Origin of the sequence: Aquimarina muelleri DSM 19832 (genome assembly GCF_000430665.1) — a bacterium.
Taxonomy (GTDB): domain Bacteria; phylum Bacteroidota; class Bacteroidia; order Flavobacteriales; family Flavobacteriaceae; genus Aquimarina; species Aquimarina muelleri.
This window is the reverse complement of sequence record NZ_AUML01000027.1, coordinates 25,722-46,139: the sequence shown is the minus strand read 5'-3', so window position 1 is coordinate 46,139 and position 20,418 is coordinate 25,722. Positions and strand designations below refer to the sequence as shown.

27 protein-coding genes are annotated in these 20,418 nt (G+C 31.3%); 15 read left to right on the top strand and 12 right to left on the bottom strand.

What is annotated here, in order from left to right; translation table 11 throughout:
• Positions 1 to 132 precede the first annotated feature (132 nt).
• The 7 genes from H527_RS0111855 (at position 133) to thiH (ending at position 4,562) form a co-directional block, all read left to right on the top strand.
• Positions 133 to 732 carry a thiamine phosphate synthase gene (locus H527_RS0111855; protein ID WP_027412919.1) on the top strand — a complete coding sequence of 200 codons (600 nt, stop codon included), beginning with the start codon at positions 133 to 135 and terminating at the stop codon, positions 730 to 732.
• 7 nt (positions 733 to 739) lie between these two features.
• A complete protein-coding gene (locus H527_RS0111850; RefSeq protein WP_027412918.1) occupies positions 740 to 1,504 on the top strand; it encodes a hydroxymethylpyrimidine/phosphomethylpyrimidine kinase in 765 nt (254 codons plus the stop codon).
• Positions 1,505 to 1,523: 19 nt separating this feature from the next.
• The gene (locus H527_RS0111845; RefSeq protein ID WP_035088017.1) at positions 1,524 to 2,171 is read left to right on the top strand and encodes a thiamine phosphate synthase; all 648 of its coding nucleotides are present in this window, start codon (positions 1,524 to 1,526) and stop codon (positions 2,169 to 2,171) included.
• Positions 2,172 to 2,178: 7 nt separating this feature from the next.
• Entirely contained in the window at positions 2,179 to 2,955 is a 777-nt protein-coding gene (locus H527_RS0111840) for a thiazole synthase (protein ID WP_027412916.1), read from the top strand.
• Positions 2,956 to 3,040: 85 nt separating this feature from the next.
• Positions 3,041 to 3,283, top strand: a complete 243-nt coding sequence (locus H527_RS21980; protein ID WP_308427878.1) for a four helix bundle protein — start codon at positions 3,041 to 3,043, stop codon at positions 3,281 to 3,283.
• Entirely contained in the window at positions 3,237 to 3,398 is a 162-nt protein-coding gene (locus H527_RS24770) for a four helix bundle protein (protein ID WP_308427879.1), read from the top strand. Before H527_RS21980 ends, H527_RS24770 begins: the two co-directional genes overlap by 47 nt.
• A gap of 51 nt (positions 3,399 to 3,449) precedes the next feature.
• Positions 3,450 to 4,562 (top strand): 2-iminoacetate synthase ThiH, encoded by a 1,113-nt coding sequence (gene thiH, locus H527_RS0111830; RefSeq protein ID WP_027412915.1) that lies wholly within the window; start codon positions 3,450 to 3,452, stop codon positions 4,560 to 4,562.
• Positions 4,563 to 4,578: 16 nt separating this feature from the next.
• Here the strand turns inward: thiH and H527_RS0111825 are convergent, their stop codons facing one another.
• Positions 4,579 to 5,010, bottom strand: a complete 432-nt coding sequence (locus H527_RS0111825) for a Rieske (2Fe-2S) protein (protein ID WP_027412914.1) — start codon at positions 5,008 to 5,010, stop codon at positions 4,579 to 4,581.
• A 220-nt stretch (positions 5,011 to 5,230) separates the two neighbouring features.
• On the opposite strand from H527_RS0111825, the gene greA reads away from it, so the two are divergent.
• From greA to H527_RS0111810, 3 genes are all read left to right on the top strand, one after another.
• Entirely contained in the window at positions 5,231 to 5,707 is a 477-nt protein-coding gene (greA, locus tag H527_RS0111820) for a transcription elongation factor GreA (RefSeq protein ID WP_027412913.1), read from the top strand.
• A 127-nt stretch (positions 5,708 to 5,834) separates the two neighbouring features.
• Positions 5,835 to 6,224 carry an HIT family protein gene (locus H527_RS0111815; RefSeq protein WP_027412912.1) on the top strand — a complete coding sequence of 130 codons (390 nt, stop codon included), beginning with the start codon at positions 5,835 to 5,837 and terminating at the stop codon, positions 6,222 to 6,224.
• Positions 6,225 to 6,226: 2 nt separating this feature from the next.
• The gene (locus tag H527_RS0111810) at positions 6,227 to 6,637 is read left to right on the top strand and encodes an acyl-CoA thioesterase (protein ID WP_027412911.1); all 411 of its coding nucleotides are present in this window, start codon (positions 6,227 to 6,229) and stop codon (positions 6,635 to 6,637) included.
• Here H527_RS0111810 and H527_RS0111805 read toward each other — a convergent pair.
• Entirely contained in the window at positions 6,634 to 7,005 is a 372-nt protein-coding gene (locus tag H527_RS0111805) for a hypothetical protein (protein WP_027412910.1), read from the bottom strand. The two genes, H527_RS0111810 and H527_RS0111805, sit on opposite strands and share 4 nt — an antisense overlap.
• Positions 7,006 to 7,101: 96 nt before the next feature.
• Entirely contained in the window at positions 7,102 to 8,289 is a 1,188-nt protein-coding gene (locus H527_RS0111800; RefSeq protein ID WP_027412909.1) for a sensor histidine kinase, read from the bottom strand.
• Between the two features lie 133 nt (positions 8,290 to 8,422).
• Here H527_RS0111800 and H527_RS0111795 point away from each other — a divergent pair, with 133 nt between their 5' ends.
• From H527_RS0111795 to upp, 4 genes are all read left to right on the top strand, one after another.
• Complete coding sequence (locus tag H527_RS0111795; protein WP_027412908.1) at positions 8,423 to 9,298, top strand: flavin reductase family protein; 876 nt, start codon at positions 8,423 to 8,425, stop codon at positions 9,296 to 9,298.
• A gap of 10 nt (positions 9,299 to 9,308) precedes the next feature.
• On the top strand, positions 9,309 to 9,686 hold the full coding sequence (locus H527_RS0111790) for a DUF3127 domain-containing protein (protein ID WP_027412907.1): 378 nt from the start codon (positions 9,309 to 9,311) through the stop codon (positions 9,684 to 9,686).
• Between the two features lie 304 nt (positions 9,687 to 9,990).
• Entirely contained in the window at positions 9,991 to 10,629 is a 639-nt protein-coding gene (gene aat / locus H527_RS0111785; RefSeq protein WP_027412906.1) for a leucyl/phenylalanyl-tRNA--protein transferase, read from the top strand.
• A 139-nt stretch (positions 10,630 to 10,768) separates the two neighbouring features.
• Positions 10,769 to 11,422 carry a uracil phosphoribosyltransferase gene (upp, locus tag H527_RS0111780; protein WP_027412905.1) on the top strand — a complete coding sequence of 218 codons (654 nt, stop codon included), beginning with the start codon at positions 10,769 to 10,771 and terminating at the stop codon, positions 11,420 to 11,422.
• Positions 11,423 to 11,432: 10 nt separating this feature from the next.
• Here the strand turns inward: upp and H527_RS0111775 are convergent, their stop codons facing one another.
• The 3 genes from H527_RS0111775 to H527_RS21975 form a co-directional block, all read right to left on the bottom strand.
• Positions 11,433 to 11,996 carry a DNA-3-methyladenine glycosylase I gene (locus tag H527_RS0111775; protein WP_027412904.1) on the bottom strand — a complete coding sequence of 188 codons (564 nt, stop codon included), beginning with the start codon at positions 11,994 to 11,996 and terminating at the stop codon, positions 11,433 to 11,435.
• A gap of 42 nt (positions 11,997 to 12,038) precedes the next feature.
• Complete coding sequence (locus H527_RS0111770) at positions 12,039 to 13,346, bottom strand: leucine-rich repeat domain-containing protein (RefSeq protein ID WP_027412903.1); 1,308 nt, start codon at positions 13,344 to 13,346, stop codon at positions 12,039 to 12,041.
• A gap of 702 nt (positions 13,347 to 14,048) precedes the next feature.
• On the bottom strand, positions 14,049 to 15,752 hold the full coding sequence (locus H527_RS21975) for a leucine-rich repeat domain-containing protein (RefSeq protein ID WP_155837879.1): 1,704 nt from the start codon (positions 15,750 to 15,752) through the stop codon (positions 14,049 to 14,051).
• Positions 15,753 to 15,951: 199 nt separating this feature from the next.
• Here H527_RS21975 and H527_RS0111760 point away from each other — a divergent pair, with 199 nt between their 5' ends.
• Positions 15,952 to 16,566: a thioredoxin family protein gene (locus H527_RS0111760; protein ID WP_051316741.1), complete on the top strand. Its 615-nt coding sequence runs from the start codon at positions 15,952 to 15,954 to the stop codon at positions 16,564 to 16,566.
• A 49-nt stretch (positions 16,567 to 16,615) separates the two neighbouring features.
• Here H527_RS0111760 and H527_RS23160 read toward each other — a convergent pair whose 3' ends face one another.
• The 6 genes from H527_RS23160 to lgt all read right to left on the bottom strand — a co-directional run bounded on the left by H527_RS23160 (position 16,616) and on the right by lgt (position 20,414).
• Positions 16,616 to 17,317 carry a hypothetical protein gene (locus tag H527_RS23160; protein ID WP_155837878.1) on the bottom strand — a complete coding sequence of 234 codons (702 nt, stop codon included), beginning with the start codon at positions 17,315 to 17,317 and terminating at the stop codon, positions 16,616 to 16,618.
• Positions 17,318 to 17,350: 33 nt separating this feature from the next.
• Positions 17,351 to 18,058 carry a tRNA pseudouridine(55) synthase TruB gene (gene truB, locus H527_RS21965; protein WP_035088013.1) on the bottom strand — a complete coding sequence of 236 codons (708 nt, stop codon included), beginning with the start codon at positions 18,056 to 18,058 and terminating at the stop codon, positions 17,351 to 17,353.
• An 11-nt stretch (positions 18,059 to 18,069) separates the two neighbouring features.
• Positions 18,070 to 18,864, bottom strand: a complete 795-nt coding sequence (locus tag H527_RS0111745) for an undecaprenyl-diphosphate phosphatase (RefSeq protein WP_027412901.1) — start codon at positions 18,862 to 18,864, stop codon at positions 18,070 to 18,072.
• Between the two features lie 65 nt (positions 18,865 to 18,929).
• Positions 18,930 to 19,196, bottom strand: coding sequence for a DUF3098 domain-containing protein (locus H527_RS0111740; RefSeq protein ID WP_027412900.1), 267 nt, complete (start codon positions 19,194 to 19,196; stop codon positions 18,930 to 18,932).
• Entirely contained in the window at positions 19,177 to 19,584 is a 408-nt protein-coding gene (locus tag H527_RS21960; protein ID WP_155837877.1) for a hypothetical protein, read from the bottom strand. The genes H527_RS0111740 and H527_RS21960 overlap by 20 nt, the downstream gene beginning before the upstream one ends.
• The gene (gene lgt, locus H527_RS21955) at positions 19,584 to 20,414 is read right to left on the bottom strand and encodes a prolipoprotein diacylglyceryl transferase (RefSeq protein ID WP_051316739.1); all 831 of its coding nucleotides are present in this window, start codon (positions 20,412 to 20,414) and stop codon (positions 19,584 to 19,586) included. Before lgt ends, H527_RS21960 begins: the two co-directional genes overlap by 1 nt.
• Positions 20,415 to 20,418: the final 4 nt, after the last annotated feature.

Here is a 20,418-nt window from a genome sequence, read left to right as displayed (position 1 = left end):
GGTTGAGGAATGCAAATTCAGGGTTGAGGAATGCAAATTCAGGGTTGAGGAATGCAAATTCAAAATCTCGAACCCTGAGGCACTCGAAGGGGAGTTAACCGAAGTATAAGATTCTTTAAATATTTAAAATGTATGCTAATAGTACTAACATCAGAGCAAGAATTAGAAAACGAAGCAAAACAAATTAATGATTTGTTTGATGCAGGATTAGAGATATTGCATTTACGTAAACCAACCTTTACTAGTAATGCATATAAAGCACTATTAGATCAGATAGATATGCAGTATCATAATCAAATTATGATTCATCAGTTTCCAGAACTTACAAAGCAATATAAATTGCGAGGAATACATTTACAGGAACAAGCCAGATTAGATTTTGACCCGTCGGCTCTGGATACAACTATTTTAGTATATAAAAATAAGGGATTTTCGGTAACAAGTTCCTTTCATTCCAAAGAAGATATTATAGCTTGTACTGCTAATTTTGAATATGTTTTATTAAGCCCTGTTTTTGGGTCGATATCTAAAGCAGGGTATAAAGGAAAAGGATTTAATGTTACAGATCTAAATGCAATGGTAATAGGAATGGGTGGAATTAATGAAAGCACATTACAAGCAACATTCGATCTTGGATATAAAGGAGTAGGTGTTTTAGGAGGAATATGGAACACAGAAGATTCTTTAAAAAGTTTTAAAACCATTTACAATAAACTCAAAACCATCTGTTGATTTAAGAATGAAAAAACGTCCATATATACTTACTATTGCAGGTTTTGATCCATCAAATGGAGCTGGGCTTACGGCAGATATAAAAACAATAGAAGCACTAAAAGGATACGGATTGGCAGTTTGTACAGCAAATACTATCCAGAATGATATACAATTTAAGGAGTGTATTTGGCAAGATATTGAAGTAATTAAAAACCAAATAGAAATAATATTAGATCGTTTTGCGATACGTTTTGTAAAAATAGGGATCGTTCAAGATTGGAGAGTGGCTAATCAAATCATAGATTTTTTGTTAGAAAAAAACAAGACAATTAAAATCGTGTTAGACCCTGTATTAAAATCCAGTTCAGATTTTGATTTTCACGACCATTTACCTGCATCCAAATCGAATATACAATTTGACCAAATTTTGGATAAAATCTATTTACTAACACCAAACTATCCAGAAATAGAAAAGCTGTATGTAGATAAAACCGTAGACGAAACAGTCGCTTATATCAGTAGTAAAACTAATCTTTTTTTAAAAGGAGGGCATAGAAAAGATACTATAGGAAAAGATGAGTTGTTTACGGTAACAGGAAAGCATTATATACTCCATCCAAAAGCAAAAAAAATAGCAGAAAAGCACGGTAGCGGTTGCATACTTTCTGCTGCAATTACAACGCAATTGGCATTAGGTTTTCCTTTGCTTAAAGCCTGTTTTAGAGGGAAAAGATATACCGAAAAAGTATTAAGTTCTAATACCAGTTTGTTAGGGTATCATAAGATGTAGAAGTTAAAGCATAAAAATAATGATGAAAGAAATGTATTTGCAGTATATCTCCCAAGGAGAAACACCAAAAGAGCATCTTGATAATATAGAACAAGTATGCAAAGCAGGAGGTAAATGGATACAATTACGAATTAAAGATCAAGATATGGCAACCTATTTGGATACCGCGATAAAATGTAGAAATATCTGTGACCAATATAATGCAATCATGATTATTAATGATAATATAGGTGTGGCAAAGGCCGCTTTGGCAGATGGGGTGCATTTGGGATTACAGGATATGGATACTAGAGAAGCCCGTAAAATTTTAGGAGATAATTTTATTATAGGAGCTACAGCAAATACTTTGCAGGATTGTAAAAAACATAGGGAGGATGAGGTAGATTATATAGGGTTGGGACCTTATCGCCATACAACTACCAAAAAAAAGCTAAGTCCAGTATTAGGGATAAAAGGGTATGAAGAGATACTCTCAAAATTTAGAATTCAAAATATAAAAATGCCTGTTGTAGCAATTGGAGGAATAACAGAACAAGATATTATAGCTCTTATGCAAACAGGAATATCAGGAATAGCAGTTTCTGGACTGTTGACTAATAAAGAGAATATCAAAGAAAAGATTAAGAATATAAAAGAGCAGATAGAAAACAAGTTTTCTTCTAAATAATTAAAAAATGGATAGATTAAAAATTGCAGATAAAGAGTTTTCTTCCCGATTATTTACAGGAACAGGAAAATTCAGCTCTTCTTCACTAATGAGAGAAGCGCTACTTACATCCAAAAGTGAATTAATTACTGTAGCATTAAAACGAGTAGATGTTACAAATCAAGAAGATGATATATTAAATCATTTAGATCATGCTCGAATTAATTTATTACCTAATACCTCTGGAGTCCGCGATGCTAAAGAAGCAATTTTTGCCGCACAGTTGGCAAGAGAAGCTTTAGAAACAAATTGGATAAAATTAGAAATTCATCCAGATCCAAAATACTTATTACCAGATCCTATAGAAACATTAAAAGCAGCAGAACAATTAGTAAAGTTAGGATTTGTAGTAATGCCCTATATTCATGCAGATCCTGTTTTGTGTAAACGATTAGAAGAAGTAGGAGCGCAATGTGTTATGCCATTAGGAGCTCCTATTGGCAGTAATAAAGGATTAAAAACATTAGAATTTTTAGAAATTATAATAGACCAAAGTAACATACCAGTTATTGTAGATGCAGGTATTGGTAGTCCCTCACACGCAGCACAAGCAATGGAGATAGGCGCAGATGCAGTGTTGGTTAATACAGCAATTGCAGTATCCCAAGAACCAGTAATGATGGCTAATGCATTTAGGATGGCGGTAGAAGCAGGACGTATTGCGTATAACGCAAAACTAGCACCGATAAAACAATATGCAGAAGCAAGTAGCCCGTTAACAAGCTTTCTTTTGGAAAAGAATTAGTTTTTGGCGACTAGCTTTTAGCTGATCTGGAAAACGATTAAAAATACTATAGATCTAAAACTATATCAATACGACAAGAATTATAATGAGAAATTTTAGAAATTATGAAGTTTGGAAAAAAGCTCATCAATTCACATTAGTTGTATATAAGGTAACAAAAAAGTTCCCAAAAGAAGAAATGTTTGGATTAACATCACAATTAAGAAGAGCATCACTTTCTATTCCGACTAATATAGCAGAAGGAACAGCAAGAAATTCAGAAAAAAGAATTTGCACATTTTTTGAATATAGCATCTGGATCTGCTTCAGAAGTAGAGTATTTAATTGAATTTTCTAAGGATATCGAGTATATTAATAAGGAAGAATTTAAAAAATTAAATTCAGGAATTGTTGAAGTACGAAAAATGCTTAATTTATTACATTCTATAGTCAAAAAGAACTAAAAGCTAACAGTTAAAGGCTAATAGCTAAGAGGCAACAGTAAAAACTAAAAAATGAAGACCTTCAAAGACATATTCGAACAATATAATTGGAACGAAATACTATCCAGTATTCTTTCTAAAACAGAAAAGGATGTAATCCAAGCATTAAACACATCCAGAAGAAATCTTGAAGATTTTAAAGCCTTAATTTCTCCAGCAGCAGTACCATATCTAGAGCAAATGGCGCAAATGAGTAATAGTATTACAAAAAAACGTTTTGGGAACACCATCCAGATGTATGCGCCAATGTATTTAAGCAATGAATGTCAAAATATTTGTACCTATTGTGGGTTTAGTATGACCAATAAAATACCCAGAAGAACACTAACAGATAAGGAAATTTTAAAAGAAGTAGATTTTTTGAAATCCAAAGGGTATGATCATATCCTTTTGGTTACAGGCGAAGCTAATAAAACAGTAGGAGTAGATTATATTAATAATGCAATACAAGTAATACAATCCAGATTTGCTAATATCACGATAGAAGTACAGCCAATGGATCAATCAGACTATGAAACTTTAATAAAAAGTGGTCTGTATGCAGTATTAGTATATCAGGAAACCTATCATAAATCAGAATATAAAAAGCACCATCCAAAAGGGAAGAAATCTAATTTTGACTATCGATTAGAGACTCCTGATAGACTTGGGCGCGCAGGAATTCATAAAATAGGATTAGGAGCACTTTTTGGGCTAGAAGATTGGAGGGTAGATAGCTTTTTTACCGCCTTACATTTACAGTATCTTCAAAAAGTATATTGGAAAACAAAATACTCTATATCCTTTCCTAGATTAAGGCCACACAGCGGGGGAGTAGAACCAAAGGTAGAGATGACAGATCCAGATTTGGTACAATTAATTTGCGCTTTTAGATTGTTAGATGAAGATGTAGAATTATCCATGTCTACCAGAGAAAGTGAGGTCTTTAGAGAAAACATAGTAAATCTAGGTATAACCTCTATAAGTGCCGAATCTAAAACCAATCCCGGAGGCTATGCCGTTGCTCCACAATCTTTAGAGCAATTTGAAATCTCTGACGAACGATCTACAGAACAAGTAGTAACTATGTTAAAATCTAAAGGACTGGATGTCGTTTGGAAAGACTGGGCCAATAATTGGCAATAATTTTAAGTAGCCAGTTTTAGTTAGTTATGGATAAAGTATTTCCATCTCTTCGAATAGTGTACCGCCTTAGAGCAAACTGTCCTTCGCCAGAAGTTTGTTGTCCAGTAACAATATTATACGCATTACCATCCTTACAATTACAGGTAGCAGTAATCCCTTCAATATCTTGAGTAGAACAATCACTAGGAGAATGATTAGGATCACTTAGCTCAAAAGCGGTGTATTGTGTGTTATCAATATTATAAATAATAATCCCCTTTATGCTTCCATTTGCGGTGTAGTCTATAAAATGACTTGCAGGGAATTTAAGAGGATTAAATTGAGGTAAATTTAGATTGATTTGATAATTAATACGGGTAGGAGGTAAAAATTGGTTGTTGTCAGGTCGATCATCACTACTACAGGATAAAATCAAAATAGGGAGTATTAAAAATAGAATCTTTTTCATCTGTTCTTACTTATTATTAAATAGTCATACTTTAGTTCCATTCGACATAAGTGTTGAATTTACTATCAAACATTATTAATAGTAGCAATTCAATTTATGACATAATGTGTTGCGGTGGCAAATTACGTAAAATTGCCTTCTTCAGTAATTTTTTTGTTATCTTTGAATAACGAATCCCATTCTTGTGGGATTTTTTTGTATTTATATAAACGACGAAGTTATGAGCAAAGTATCTTATTACACTGCAGAAGGGCTTAAAAAATTAAGAGACGAACTAGGTCAACTTAAAGATGTAGAACGTCCAAAAGCTTCTGAAGCAATAGCTGAGGCGCGTGATAAAGGAGATTTAAGTGAAAATGCTGAGTATGACGCAGCAAAAGAAGCGCAAGGATTATTAGAGATGAGAATTTCTAAATTAGAAGAAACCCTTGCTAACGCGCGATTAATAGATGAATCTCAATTGGATATGTCTAAAGCACTTATACATTCTACTGTAAAGATTAAAAACCAGACAAATGGTGCAGAAATGACATATAAATTAGTAGCACAAAGCGAAGCAGATCTTAAAACAGGTAAAATATCTGTAGACTCTCCTATAGGGAAAGGCCTTTTAGGAAAAAGCGTGGGTGAAATAGCTGAAATACAGGTGCCTAACGGTATTATGAAATTCGATATTGTAGAGATTAGAAGAGATTAATAAGAATTATTTTTTTCTGAAATTTAAGAAAAGCCTTTTTTATTTTGTAAAAAAGGCTTTTTTATGGTTTTGACTTACAGATAAATGAACTATATTTCGAAACCGTAACCCAACTAAATTTTAATTAATGCCTACCCTATTTACTAAAATTGTAAAAGGCGAAATTCCATCATTTAAAGTGGCCGAAGATGAGAGTTTTTATGCCTTTTTGGATATTAATCCAAATGCAAAAGGACATACATTGTGTATTCCTAAAAAAGAAGAAGATAAAATTTTTGACCTAGATGAGGATACTTATATAGGTTTAATGCGTTTTTCTCGCAAAGTAGCAAAAGCTATAGAAAAAACAGTGTCTTGCAAGCGTGTAGGAATTGCTGTTGTTGGTCTAGAGGTTCCACATGCACATGTGCACTTAATACCACTTAATGAAATGAGTGAAATGACTTTTCAGCACAAAATATCTATGCTAGAGTCAGATCTAAAAACATTGGCAGCAGAGATTCAATCTAATTTGTAAAAATGAAGGAATCAGATTTTAAGTTACATCTACAGCTAAGGATTGATTGGAGTGAAATGGATACTTATCAACACGTAAATAATGTAAACTTCATGAAATATATGCAAAGCGCACGTGTTCAATTTTGGGAAGTGACAGGTTTAGCAAAATTACATAAAGAAACCAATAAAGGCCCTATGTTGGCTTCTACAAAATGTGATTTTAAAAACCCATTGTTTTTTCCTGGTAATGTAATTATAAAAACTAGAGTTGAGTTTATTAAAAACTCTAGTTTTGGATTACATCATTTATTATACAATGATGCAGGAGTACTTTGCGCAGAAGGTCATGATGTAGCAGTTTGTTTTGATTTTAATACCAATAAAACTTTTTTGATTACAGATAGTTTACGACAAACGATGGAGCAATATTAATTTAAATCACTTATTCCTATAATATTAGGGTGATAAAGATAGATGTAAGCACCAGCAGCTACAAGTAAAATTAGAAATAAAATACTATAAAAAAACCAAGTAAATCGTATTTTTCCAGATGGTTGGGATATTGTTTTTTTATGATAATCATATACCCTTTCAATGTCTGTAGTCCATTGCCCTGGAAAAATCTGATTTTCGCATTTATTACAATAAATACTTTCTATAAGGTTACTTTTGGTAGTTACCAAAAACTTAGATTTCATTTTTTTTTGCTTAAAAGAAAGAACCATGTCTTGGGTAGAATAGCATTCTGGGCAATTGTTATTAAGAGACGCTTCTTTTAAAATAATATACTCCGTTTTCACTTTGTCTAGATTTAGTATTTAATAGCAATTAAAGGTATAACGTTGTGATAAAAATATTGTTATATCAATGAAGTGAATTTCAAGTTTTACTAAAAATTAGATAGTAGTCTCAGATTTGCGAAGTGTAATCTGAAAAGTAGTCCCTTTCCCAAGATCTGTTCTAAGTACTTTGATTTTTCCGGAATGATATTCTTCTATAATCCTTTTAGCTAAAGATAATCCCAATCCCCATCCTCTACTTTTAGAAGTGTATCCTGGTTCAAATATTTTAGTAAATTTACTTTTAGGAATACCTTTACCTGTATCGCTGATCCTTATAAAAACCTTTTTTTCATCATCCACAAGATCAATCTCAAGACTTCCTTTGCCTCTCATTGCATCAATAGCATTTTTCACAAGATTTTCGATTGTCCAACTATAAAGTTGAGAATTTAGATATACAAGAATTGGTTTATTGGGTAAATTAAGAGAAAAATTAATTAATTTAGAACTTCTGGACTGCAGATAGGTATAAGCATTTCGAGTTTCTTCTACAATATCTACTTCTTCCAAATTAGGGATAGATCCAATTTTAGAAAAACGCTCTGTAATTATTTTTAATCTCTCAATATCTTTATCTATTTCTACAATATACTCAGGATTAACATTCTCGGTTTTAAGAATTTCGTTCCATCCTACTAATGAGGATAATGGAGTACCAATTTGGTGAGCCGTCTCTTTTGCCATACCAGCCCACAACTTATTTTGTTCACTAGCTTTAGAAGTAGTAAAAAAGAAGTATATCACCCCTATTAGTAAAAATATAATTATCGCAATGGTCATCGGATAATATTTTAATTTGTTTAGAATATCTGAATTGCCATAATATATATATTGAACGGTATCCTTAAGATCCAGCTCGATAGGGTCATTTTCAGATTTTAATCTTTTCAAATAAGATTGAAGTTTGGTTTCATTATGGATAACATTTTTGGAAATATTTTGAAAATAGCTAGGATCAGGGTTGTCTAAAGAATCTCTAATAAAATCACCTTTAGAATCTGTAATAATAATAGGGATAGATTTGTTAGTAGCTCCGATTACAATAGACAACTCTAGATAGTCATCAGATTGTTCGCTGCCTAATGCTTTTTGAGATTGTACCCAAATCTCGACCTTTGTTCGCTCGTCGTCCTTAAGACGTTGCATAAATAATGAGGTATTCCATAGAACCAGTCCGGTTATTACTAAAACAGCTATAATAATAAAATAGCTCGAAAAATGACGCTCATCAGAAAAATTCATAGGTTGCCTAACTAAATCCTAAATATAAACGTTTTAATATAATTTTATTGTTATTATACCGAATACTAAAACTAGTTTTTAGAATACTTTAAAAATTAAACTTTGGTTATCTTTGTCTAATATAAAATAAATTATGATTACAATAGATCCATTACAAGTAACTACAGGAAAATTACATGGTTTAATGCTAGGAGCAATTGGTCCAAGACCTATTGCTTTTGCTAGTACAATGGATGAAGATGGTAACCCAAATTTATCACCATTTAGTTTTTTTAATGTATTTAGTGCTAACCCACCAATTCTTATTTTTTCTCCAGCTAGAAGGGTTAGAGATAATACGACTAAACACACATTAGAGAATGCAAAAGCTACTAAAGAAGTAGTGATCAATATTGTAAATTATGATATTGTGCAACAAATGTCATTATCGAGTACAGAGTATCCTGAAAGTGTAAATGAGTTTGTGAAATCTGGATTGACTATGGAGCCTGGCACAAAGGTTAATGCATATCGAGTAGGAGAGTCTCCAGTGCAATTTGAGTGTAAAGTAAATCAAATAATTCCGATGGGCGAAGAGGGAGGAGCTGGTAATCTTATCATTTGTGAAGTGCTTTTAATGCATATTAGTGAAGATATTTTGGACGAAAATGATAAAATAGATCAACATAAGATAGACCAAGTTGCCCGTATGGGAGGTAATTGGTATACAAGAGCTAATATGGGAATGTTTGAAGTCCCTAAACCATTAAGTACCATAGGTGTTGGAGTGGATTTTTTGCCAGATGAGATAAGAAAAAGCACTATTTTTACAGGCAATGATTTGGGTAAGTTAGGAAATGTGGCAAAAATACCAGAAAATAAAGAAGCTATAGAATTTGTTAATAACCATAATGATATTAAGGATAAAATTGAACAGTCTAACCTAATAGAAATTCATAAATTTGCAAAGCAGTATTTAGATTTAGATGATATAGATACTGCATGGAATATTTTAGCAGCAAATAAATAATACAATTAAGATGGAAGTACAAGGTAAAGTAAAGATGATAGGAGAGACGCAAACCTTTGGAGGCAATGGTTTTAGAAAGAGAGAAATTGTAGTTACTACTGAGGAGCAATACCCACAACATATTATGGTAGAGTTTGTTCAGGATAAATGTGACTTATTAAATCCCTTTAATGTTGGTCAGGATGTAAAAATAAGTATTAATCTACGTGGTCGTGAGTGGGTAAACCCTCAAGGAGAAACTAAGTATTTTAATTCTATACAAGGATGGAGAATCGAAAATTTACAACCTGCAGCTCAAAATGCTTCAGCTCCTCCTGTTCCACCTGCGGATGCATTTGAACCTGCATCAGATCTTTCTGAAGAAGAACATGATGATTTACCTTTTTAAGGATATGTAATATTTTAATCCACATTGTGGAGTTTGGTTCTCCGAGGCTTGCCTCGAAAACAAAATATATTTTCGGAAGCATACCTAGTCAGCTTGCTCCGAAGTTATTGATTGGAAATAAAAAAGTCCGATATTTTGTATCGGACTTTTCCTTATTGTGGTTTTAGGTTAACCTTCTAATATGACTCAAAAAAATAATGATGCGCAAAATTTATCTAAAAAAGCCTAACAAAAATTGCTATTTTTTAAGTAAATTTAAAACAACTGATTGATATTTAACGTTGTATACGTTTTTTAAAATATTTTGTACATACTTACAGATATAATACGATTTCCGCCCGTTACCTATGCAGATAGTGATGGATTACTGGCTATTGGTGGCGATCTTTCTGTAGATAGATTATTAGTAGCATATAATAAAGGTATTTTTCCTTGGTATAGTGAGGACCAACCTATTTTATGGTTTAGTCCAGATCCCAGGATGGTACTTTTTCCATCAGAACTTAAGGTAAGTAAGTCCATGCGTCAGATTATCCGTAAAAATCAATTTAAGGTTACGTTTAATGAAGATTTTGAAAGTGTAGTTCATAATTGTGCTACCATAAATCGTACGGGACAGGATGGTACATGGATAACAACAGATATGCAGAAAGCATACAAGAAACTCTACGAGATGGGGCGAGTTATATCTGTAGAGGTATGGCACGATAAAAAATTAGTTGGAGGCTTATATGGAATATGGCTAAAAGAAAAAGGAGTGTTTTGTGGAGAAAGTATGTTTTCTAAAGTTAGTAATGCTTCTAAATATGGATTTATTACTTTAGTAGAAAGGTTAAAAGAAAAAGAGATAAAACTTATAGATTGTCAAGTGTATACGGATCATTTGGCAAGTCTGGGCGCGAGAGAAATAACCAGAGCAGCATTTATGAAATATTTAGAATAATATGTTGAAAAAATAATTAATTATTCTCACAGGGTTTAATTTATTGGGGTCTGCGCCATAAGCAAAATATATTTTCGGTAGTATAATTCTCGGATTTGTTCCGAGGTTATTGATTTTCATTTTTAAAAATGTAACACTTATGGTAATTCATAATTTAGGACTAGAAAATTCTATTTTAAATCAATTTGTTTTGGAACTTAGAGATCTTACTATACAAAAAGATAGTATGCGTTTTCGTAAAAATATCGAACGAATAGGTGAGGTCTTAAGTTATGAGCTTAGTAAAACCCTGAACCATGAAATCAAAAAGGTGCAAACCCCACTAGGAGCAAAAGAAATTTCTGTTCCAGATAAGCAATTAGTGTTATGTTCTATACTTAGAGCAGGGTTACCTTTGCATCAAGGTCTTTTGAATTATTTTGATAGTGCCGAAAATGCATTTATTTCAGCATTTCGTGAACATAAAGAAGGTAAAGATGAATTTGAAATTATTATAAAATATCTAGCTTCTCCTTCTTTAATAGATAAAACTTTGATATTAGCAGATCCTATGCTGGCGACTGGCAAAACCTTGGTAGATACTTTTAAAGCAATGAAAAAACATGGAACACCTAAACAAATACATATCGTTTCGGTAATAGGATCACAACCAGGTCTAGAATATATCAAAGAAGTGTTTCCTGATAATACGCACCTATGGATTGCGGCAGTAGACGAAAAACTGAATAGTAAAGGCTATATAATCCCTGGTTTAGGAGATGCAGGGGATTTGGCTTTTGGGGTTAGATTATAAGACAAATATATTAAACCTCTTCATATCTAAAACAACCAGCTATATGATCGTTAACCATACCAGTAGCTTGCATAAAAGCATACATAACTGTAGATCCTACAAACTTAAAACCTCGTTTTTTTAAGTCTTTACTAATTTTGTCAGATATCTCTGTGGTTGCGGGGCAATCTTTATGATTCTTCCAGTTATTTTTAATAGGTGTATTATTTACAAAACTCCAGATATAGGTGTCAAAATTGCCAAATTCTTTTTGAATTTCTATAAATTTTTGAGCATTTACAATTGCCGAGTTTACTTTTAATTTGTTGCGAATAATCCCTGCATTTTGTAACAATTCCTCTCTTTTAGCCTCGTTATAAGTAGCAATGATTTTGTAATCAAAATTATCAAAAGCAATTCTAAAATTTTCTCGTTTTCGCAAAATGGTAATCCAGCTTAATCCGGCCTGAAAAGTTTCTAAAACTAAGAATTCAAATAAAAGTTGATCATCATGTAGAGGAACCCCCCATTCGTTATCATGGTAGGATTCGTATAATGGATCTCCAAGACACCACCCACATTTTTGTTTTGGCATACTCTATGTTTTATAGGCTAGACCCCTAAAATACATTTTATTTTAAAAAGATATAATGCAATTAGGAAGTAGTTTTTGGATTCTTTCTCTTTCGTCTTTAGCTAAATTGTTGCCAGATAAATGTATGCTTTTCAATTTTTTTAAACCCTCTATAGATTCAGGCAAATAAGTAAGTTGATTATTCTCCAGATTTAATTGTTGTAGATTCTTAAGTTTATTAATAAAATCTGGTATTTCAGTGATTTTATTATAAGATAAGGATAGAGATTTTAATCTTTTTAATTTTTCTATAGACTTGGGTAAATTTTTGAGTTGGTTGTTTGTTAGGTGTAACTCTTGTAAGTTTTTAAATTCTTCTATGTGTTCTGGTATTTCGGTAAGGTTATTATCAGAGAGATATAAAACATCTACATTTTTTTTATGGATAAGAGCTTTTTGTATAGAATAATAGCTGTTTTTAAAACTGATTTTGCAATTAGGTAACAGTTGTTTGCTTTTATTTTTTTCTGCTTTTGAAAACGAATTTCCAGATACATTAAGATCTCTTAGGTTAATAAGATTTTTTATTGTTTTTGGTAATTTGTCAATTTTATTAGAGTTTAAGTATAAAAGCTTTAATTTAGAAATAGTGCCCAAAGACTCTGGGATATCTTGTAGTTTATTGTTTTTACAAATTAACCATTCTAGGTTTTGTAAGTTTCCAAAACTATTTGGTAGTTTTTCAATCTCGTTATCCGAAAGGTTTAAAGCCTCTATGTTTTTTAATCCGCCAATGCTTGTAGGTAACTTAGATAACTGGTTTTTTTGTAAAAATAACTCTTTTAATTTAATAAGGTTTCCAAAACTTGAAGGTAGCTCATGGATTTGATTATCACTTAAATCTAGTTTTTTTAGATTAGATAATTTGCCAAAAGATTCAGGCAGTGTTTCTATTTTGTTATTTCTTAAAAATAACCACCCCATGTTTTTTAGATTTCCGATAGAATCAGGTAGTTTTTGAATTTGATTTTCAGATAATAATAGTACTTCGATATGGTTTAAATTACATATCTGATCTGTTAATTCGGTAATCGTATTCTTTTTTAAGTTGAGGGTTCGTAAATTTTTAAGAGTACCTATAGATGGAGGAATTGTGTTTATCTTGTTACCCTCGAGATTAAGGTATTGCAAATTTGGTAATTGTGTAATAGAATCAAGAAACTCTGTTAGGTTACTATAACTCAAGTTTAATTTATAAACCTGTTCTTTATTTTTAAAAGCATCCTGTAAAGAAAAGTATATTTTATCCTTTTGCCCTATAGCAGAGAAATAGCATATAAGTAGAAGAGAGATAGTAATGGTTCTTTTCATCCGTTTATATTAATGGTTAGATAGAATTTTTTAATAATCATTTAGAATAGTATCTGCTTTATTGTTTTGTCTCATTTCATAAATATGTTCTACATAGTAAACCTCATGAAATAAATAAGGTACCCAGTGCATCTGTGCGAAGAATAGCTTTTTTTAGAAGCCTTTCTCGTAAAGTTATGGTTTAAATTTTTTATTTCTAGGGATAAAACAATATTTTTTAAGGTAATATTCATTACAAAGGTTTAAAAATAAAGGGTAGAAAACGTAGCTATAACTAGTGAAAATAGGTTACCAGTTTTCAGGGGTGTATTTTTAAAAGTATCATTTTGTATTTAGTATTGTTTCTGGCTTTTCAACTTTAGAAAAAGCAACTATTCGTTATAAACTCTTCTGAAAACCTTCTGTCTTTTACTTTTTTTAAACAAAATATATCCACTTATACAAGTACCCCAGGGTACTATAACTGTTAAAGCACGCGGTGATTTACCTGTCTACCTACTTGGGTGTGAACGAGTACCCACTTTATTACTGGGTGCTATAGGTAAATTTGCTGTCCATATTACAAATTTTGGAGTATAACTTGTCTTTTTTGTAGGTTATCGTATGAAAATAGATAGTAAACCTATCTTTTTTGAATATTGGAGTTATAAATTTATACTAGCCTCAAAACTATATTTTATATCTGTTAAGTAGTAGTTTTATTTATCGCTTTTGCGGATACAAAAATATATTACAATTAGGAAAAAAGCGAACTAACTGCTCTCTTTGCATACGAGATAAATAATTGTAGGTGGCATATAAGGTGGTTAATTTACTAAGATTTTGTATGGATTTTGGGATAGAGGTAAGATTGTTTTTTGCAATATATAATGCTTTTAAGCTCTTTAAATTTTTAATAGTTTCCGGCAAAGAACTTATTTGATTTTTATTCAAGTTTAATATTTTTAGATTTTGGAGATTAGAAAAACTAAGAGATAGGTTTTTGAGTTCGTTTTTATATAATAAAAGAATTTCAAGGTTGGATAAATTACTTATAGATTCTGGTAGATAATTTAGCTTATTACTGTGTAAAATTAGTTTTTTTAAAGATTTAAGGTGCCCGATTTTAGAAGGTAAGGATACAAGATTATTTTCGTTTAGATACATCTTTTTTAGTGCAAATAATTTATAAATAGAATCGGGTATTTTGTACAATTGATTTTTACTTAGATCCAAAACTTGTAATGCAGATAAATTACCAATAGATTCGGGTAGTGTTTTTAATTTGTTTTTTTGGAATGTACATTCTTTTAAGGAATGCATTTTTCCTATAGATTTAGGGATTTCTTTTAAATTATTATTATTAAGATTTAAAAACTCTAACTGGGATAATTTACCAAAAGATATAGGTAATGAAGTTAGTTGGTTTTTATCGAGATTAAGAGATTTAAGGTTTTTTAGATCACTAAAGGGTTCTGATAAGCTAATGATTTGATTATCAAATATATACAGTTTTTCTAAAGAAGTTAAATGATCAAAATTAGGAGGTAGTGAAGTTAGTTGGTTGTAGCTTAATATTAATTCTTTTAAATTATGTAGGCTCCCTATTTCATTAGGGAGTTCTTTAAGCTGGTTTTGGTGCAAATGTAATACCTCCAACTTGTTTAGGTTTTTGATTGAGCTAGGTAGGGATTGTAATTGGTTTTTGTAAGTTTTTAAATAAACAAGGCTTTTGAGTTTTCCTATGGTAGCGGGTAAATTCTTTAGTTGATTTCTATCTAAAATAAGAGTATGCAAATTAGTTAAATCACCAATAGATTCAGGAATCGAAATAAGTTTATTCTCATAAAGATTTAGGGTGGATAGATTTGTTAGTTTTCCTATACAATCTGGCAGTTCTGTGATTTTGTTTTCAAAAAGAGTAAAAGTTATGAGATTTTTTAAAGAACAAATATTTTTAGGTAATTGGGTTAGTTTGTTCCATTCTAAATGTAATGTTTTTAGATGTATAAGGTTTTCTATAGATTGAGGAATAAGAGAAATTTTATTCCCTTCGAGATTTAATGTTTCTAATTGTGATAAATCACCTATATATTCTGGTAAAATAGTAAGTTGATTTTTATGTAAGTATAACCCTTTTAATAGGGTTAGCTTTCGGATAGATTTTGGTAAGTGTTTAATGCTGTTATCACTAAGATTAAGAACTTGTAAGTTGGGTAATCTTTCTATAAATGAGGGGATAATACTAATTTTATTTCCTTGTATTAATAGAGAGCGTAGATTAGGAAACTCAACTATGCTACTAGGCAATTCGGTAATATTTTTATAAGAAAGATCTAAAATAAATACTTGGTTTTTATTTTCTAAAGCCTCTTCTATAGAGTAGAAAACTTTATCTTTCTGAGCAAATAAAATTACTGGCAGCAAAATTATAAAGATAACAAGCTGTGTTTTTTTTAACGAAACATAATTCAATTGAAAAAAGGTATTTGTTTTTACAAAGATTAAAAAAACGAACTAGAAAAGAACTTGGTAATACAACTTATTTTTAGAAGAATGAGATATCATTTTTGTAAGGTTTCTAAATTAAAACGATCTAATTAAATAATAAAAAGCATCCTATTAAATGAAAAATACAACACTTAAAAATATATCCACATATATCGAAGAAGGTATTAAAAAGTCATACACGTATCAAGAATACAAAAATCTGGTAAGTAGTTTGTTAGCTGATGGTAAATCTACAGGAGATGAACAATCTGAGGTATTAACAAATTATAGTATGCTTAATGATCGCAGGATGAAAAGATGGGATAAAACATTAAAGATTAATGAATCTGTTAGTAATCGGTTTTCTGGTACAGATCTCGATGTAACTTGGGTAGTGTTATCTGAAGGTTGGTGTGGCGATGCTGCACATGTATTACCTGTTTTGAATAAACTTGCAGAATTAAATAAGGGAATTGATTTAAAAATTGTTCTAAGAGATGATAATAAGGAGTTAATGAATAATTTTTTAACCAATGGGGGTAAATCGATTCCTAAATTGATTATATATGATAATCAAAAACAAGAAGTAGTAAACTCTTGGGGTCCAAGACCATCTTTAGCTACTAAAATGGTAAATGATTATAAAGAAAAATACGGTGAATTAGATTCTCAATTTAAAGAAGACTTACAGCTTTGGTATAATAAAGATAAAGGTGCAAATATTGCAAAGGACTTATTAAATTTATTATAAAAGTCATCTTGACTTTAAGAGATTTAAAAAATATAGGTGGGTTCTATAACTAATATCCGTAATTAAAATAATAAGTAATAGAGCCTTCTTGTTTTTCTATATCAGATCTAGAAAATAAGGCTTGCCTAGCATAATCCATAGCGTTATCGAACAGACACTCATTTCTGGTGGTAGAATTTTTTTTATCTATTTTAGTACCCACAACATATCCATTTTTATTGACCTCGATTTTAACTACTACTTTACCACTACCATTACAGGTGTATACGGGGTTTGGTAAATCTATAGATTCTCTGTCTTTTAAACTATAGGTAAGAGAACTATTTCTATTGTTGGTAGCTTCGCCTTGTGGTTTAGAGTCCTCTTTTTTATCATTTTCCTTTTTTTCTTCTTCTTCATCAATAGGGACTTCACCTTCAGCGATTTTAGATTCTTCACCTTCTTCGGGAGTAGCTTCTTCGGTTTCTGTTAAGGATTTAATGCGCTCTTCAAAATCCTCATGATCTTCAAAATCTTCGTTATATGCAGAGTGTGTTCTTTTGTTGTTGTTTATTTGTCTGTCTTCTTGAGCAATAAGTTCTTCTTCAGGCTGTTGTTCTTCTTCTAAAAGAAATTCTTCGGGAATTTCCATTAAGATTTCAGATTGCTCTGTTTGTTTACTCATCATATTGATGTTGTACAAACTCAAAACAACAATACACATTAACATAGATGTGATAATCAAAGCTTTATGTTTTTCTATGAATTCCATAAGTATTTATAACTAATTTTGTTCTACAATATTTTATGTAGTTTCAATTTTTGATTGGAACTGGTTTTCAAAAGCAACGACTGTAGTTGCATTTTCTACTAAAAAAGAACCTATTTTAGTTCTTCTTAAAACAGTTAAGTGGGCTCCACTATCTAAAACTTTTCCGAAATCATGTGCTAAAGATCTTATGTAAGTGCCTTTGCCACAGACTACCCTAAAATCAATTTCTGGTAGTTTGATTCTGGTAATTTCAAATTCTTTAATAATTATTTTTCTTGCAGTAATCTCTACAGCTTCCCCTTCTCTGGCATATTCGTATAATCGTTTACCGTCTTTTTTTAATGCTGAAAAAACAGGGGGATATTGGTCTATTTCTCCAATAAAACGATCTGTTGCATTTCGTATCATTTCTTCCGAAATATGTGCTATAGAAAAAGTCTGATCCACTTCGGTTTCTAAATCGTAAGATGGTGTAGTTTCTCCTAATTTTAAAGTACCCGTATATTCTTTGATTTGCCCTTGAAATTCTTCTATGCGTTTTGTAAATTTTCCTGTGCAAATAACTAATAAACCAGTAGCAAGAGGATCTAATGTTCCTGCATGACCAACTTTTATCTTTTTGATATTAAAATTCTTTCGAATTAACCAACGAAGTTTGTTTACAACTTGGAAAGATGTCCATTGCAAGGGTTTATCGATCAAAAGAACTTGACCGTCTTTATAATCTTGTTCGGTTAGCATTATAGATGGGGCTATTTAGTAAAACCAAAACTGATGGCTATTAGACCAACAATGACACAATATACGGCAAAATACGTTAGTTTACTCTTTTTAACTAAGGAAATCATCCAAGTACAGGCAAAAAGCCCAGAAATAAAAGCGGCTATAAACCCAAGTATAATTGGAGTAGTATTTTCTGAAGAAAAATTAAGATCTCCACTAAGGATATCTTTAGCTATTTTTCCGAAAATTAAAGGAATTACCATTAAAAATGAAAAACGTGCAGCTTTAGTTTTGTCGTTTCCTAATAAAACTGATGTAGAGATTGTAGCGCCACTTCGCGAAATCCCTGGAAGCATGGCAATTGCCTGTGCAATACCAATTACAAATGCATTAGAGGTGCTTACTGGTTTTCGGGTGCTTTTAGCCTTGTCTGCAAACCATAATAATGCAGCGGTAATAAGCAGCATAAAACCTACAAATAATACATTGCCTCCAAAAAGCTTTTCTAGTTGTTCTTCAAAAAATAAACCTACCAAAACAGCAGGAATCATAGAAATAATAATCTTTAATGAAAAAAGGGTTTCTTTATTTTTTTTGAATTGTAATAATCCTCTTATGATCTCAAGGATATCTTTTCTAAAAACCACAATAGTACTAAGTGCTGTTGCAAAATGTAAAACTACGGTAAAAAGTAAGGATTCTTCAGGGACAGTTTTATCCCCTAAAATAGCTTTGCCAAGCTCTAGGTGACCACTAGAGGATACGGGTAAAAACTCTGTAAGTCCCTGTATTATTCCTAAAATTATTGCATCAATGGTTTCCATGAAGAAATATGTGTTTTCTTAAAGTTGGATGCAAATATATAACTACCTTAAAATAAAATGTTGAATTATTGTTTTTTCTTCTTATCAGGATTAAGAAGAATAGCATATACCTCGATGCCAAAACCAATTAAAACAATAGTTGGAGCTAATCTAATTCGTCTAAAATTATAAATTTCAGGATTAAAAACATTAGGATCATCACTTCCTCCACCTGCCATAAGGATAAAACCAAATGCAATTACAGCAATCCCGATAGCCATAACGATATAGTTTTTCTTTTTAAAAACAAATTCAGGTTGGTGAGGAGTGTTTTTATTTGGTTGTTTTTTCATGTGTATCGTTATTTATTTCATTATAAAGCACATTTTTATCGATCATCAATTTCGAAATATGTCCCATATTTTTATCACGGGTAAATATAGTCCATCTTTTTATACCATACAAAGTAACTTTTTTTTGTAAAATAGTCTCTTGTAATTTTTCTAAAGACAAAGAGTGTTGTAATCCCCTGTTAATATAATAGTAGTGGTCATCGTTTTGCAAGGTTATTACAATATCCAGACCAGAACCTTCTTTAAGATCTGTAACTACACCTTCAATTTTCATAACATCTTCTGGTTGTACATCGCGTACTGGTCGAAATGTTTGTATACTAGCCCATATAAATACTATAAATAGAGTTAAGGCACTAAAAAACCATATTTTACCAGCTTTACCCATTAAGAAGAAATTATTATGTTTGTTTTCTTTTTGCTAGAAAGGATTAAAAGTATTCCTGCAATTATAAAAGGAATACTTAATAATTGTCCCATGTTTAAGGTCATACTATCTTCGAATGTGACTTGATTTTCTTTAAAAAACTCGATTACTAATCGTGCTATAAACAAAACACTTAGTAAGGTGCCAAATATAAATCCTTGCTTTTCTATTAAAGTAGTTTTTTTGTATATATACCAAAGCAAAGCAAAAATTAGTAAGTAAGAAAATGCTTCATATAGTTGTGTAGGATGCCTAGGGATAGTGTCGTCTAATAAAAATACGATGCCATAATTTCCATCAGTGGGTTTTCCATATATTTCAGAATTCATAAAGTTTCCAAATCTAATAAAAGCTCCAACAATAGGAGTTACAATAGCAATGCGATCCAGTATCCAAAATATAGGTGTTTTATATTTTTTGCAGTATAAAAGTATAGCAAAAATAGCTCCCAGGCTACCGCCATGACTTGCTAAGCCAGTAAATCCGGTAAAATGCCATTCGCCATTAGTGATCTGAAATGGTAGAAAAATTTCTAAGATGTGCTGCGAGTAATAGTCAAAATCATAAAAAAGACAATGCCCTAATCGCATACCCGCTACTATGCCGATTAAAAGATAGCTAGATAGTTTTTCAAGTTTTTCTACAGAAACGCCCTCTGTTGTATAGATATGTTTAGCAACCGTATAAGCTATTATAATGCCCAAAACAAATAAGAGTCCGTAGTATTTGAGAGGAAAAACTCCAAAGAGTTTTATGATTTCTGGATCCAAATTCCATTCGATAACTCCCATAAAA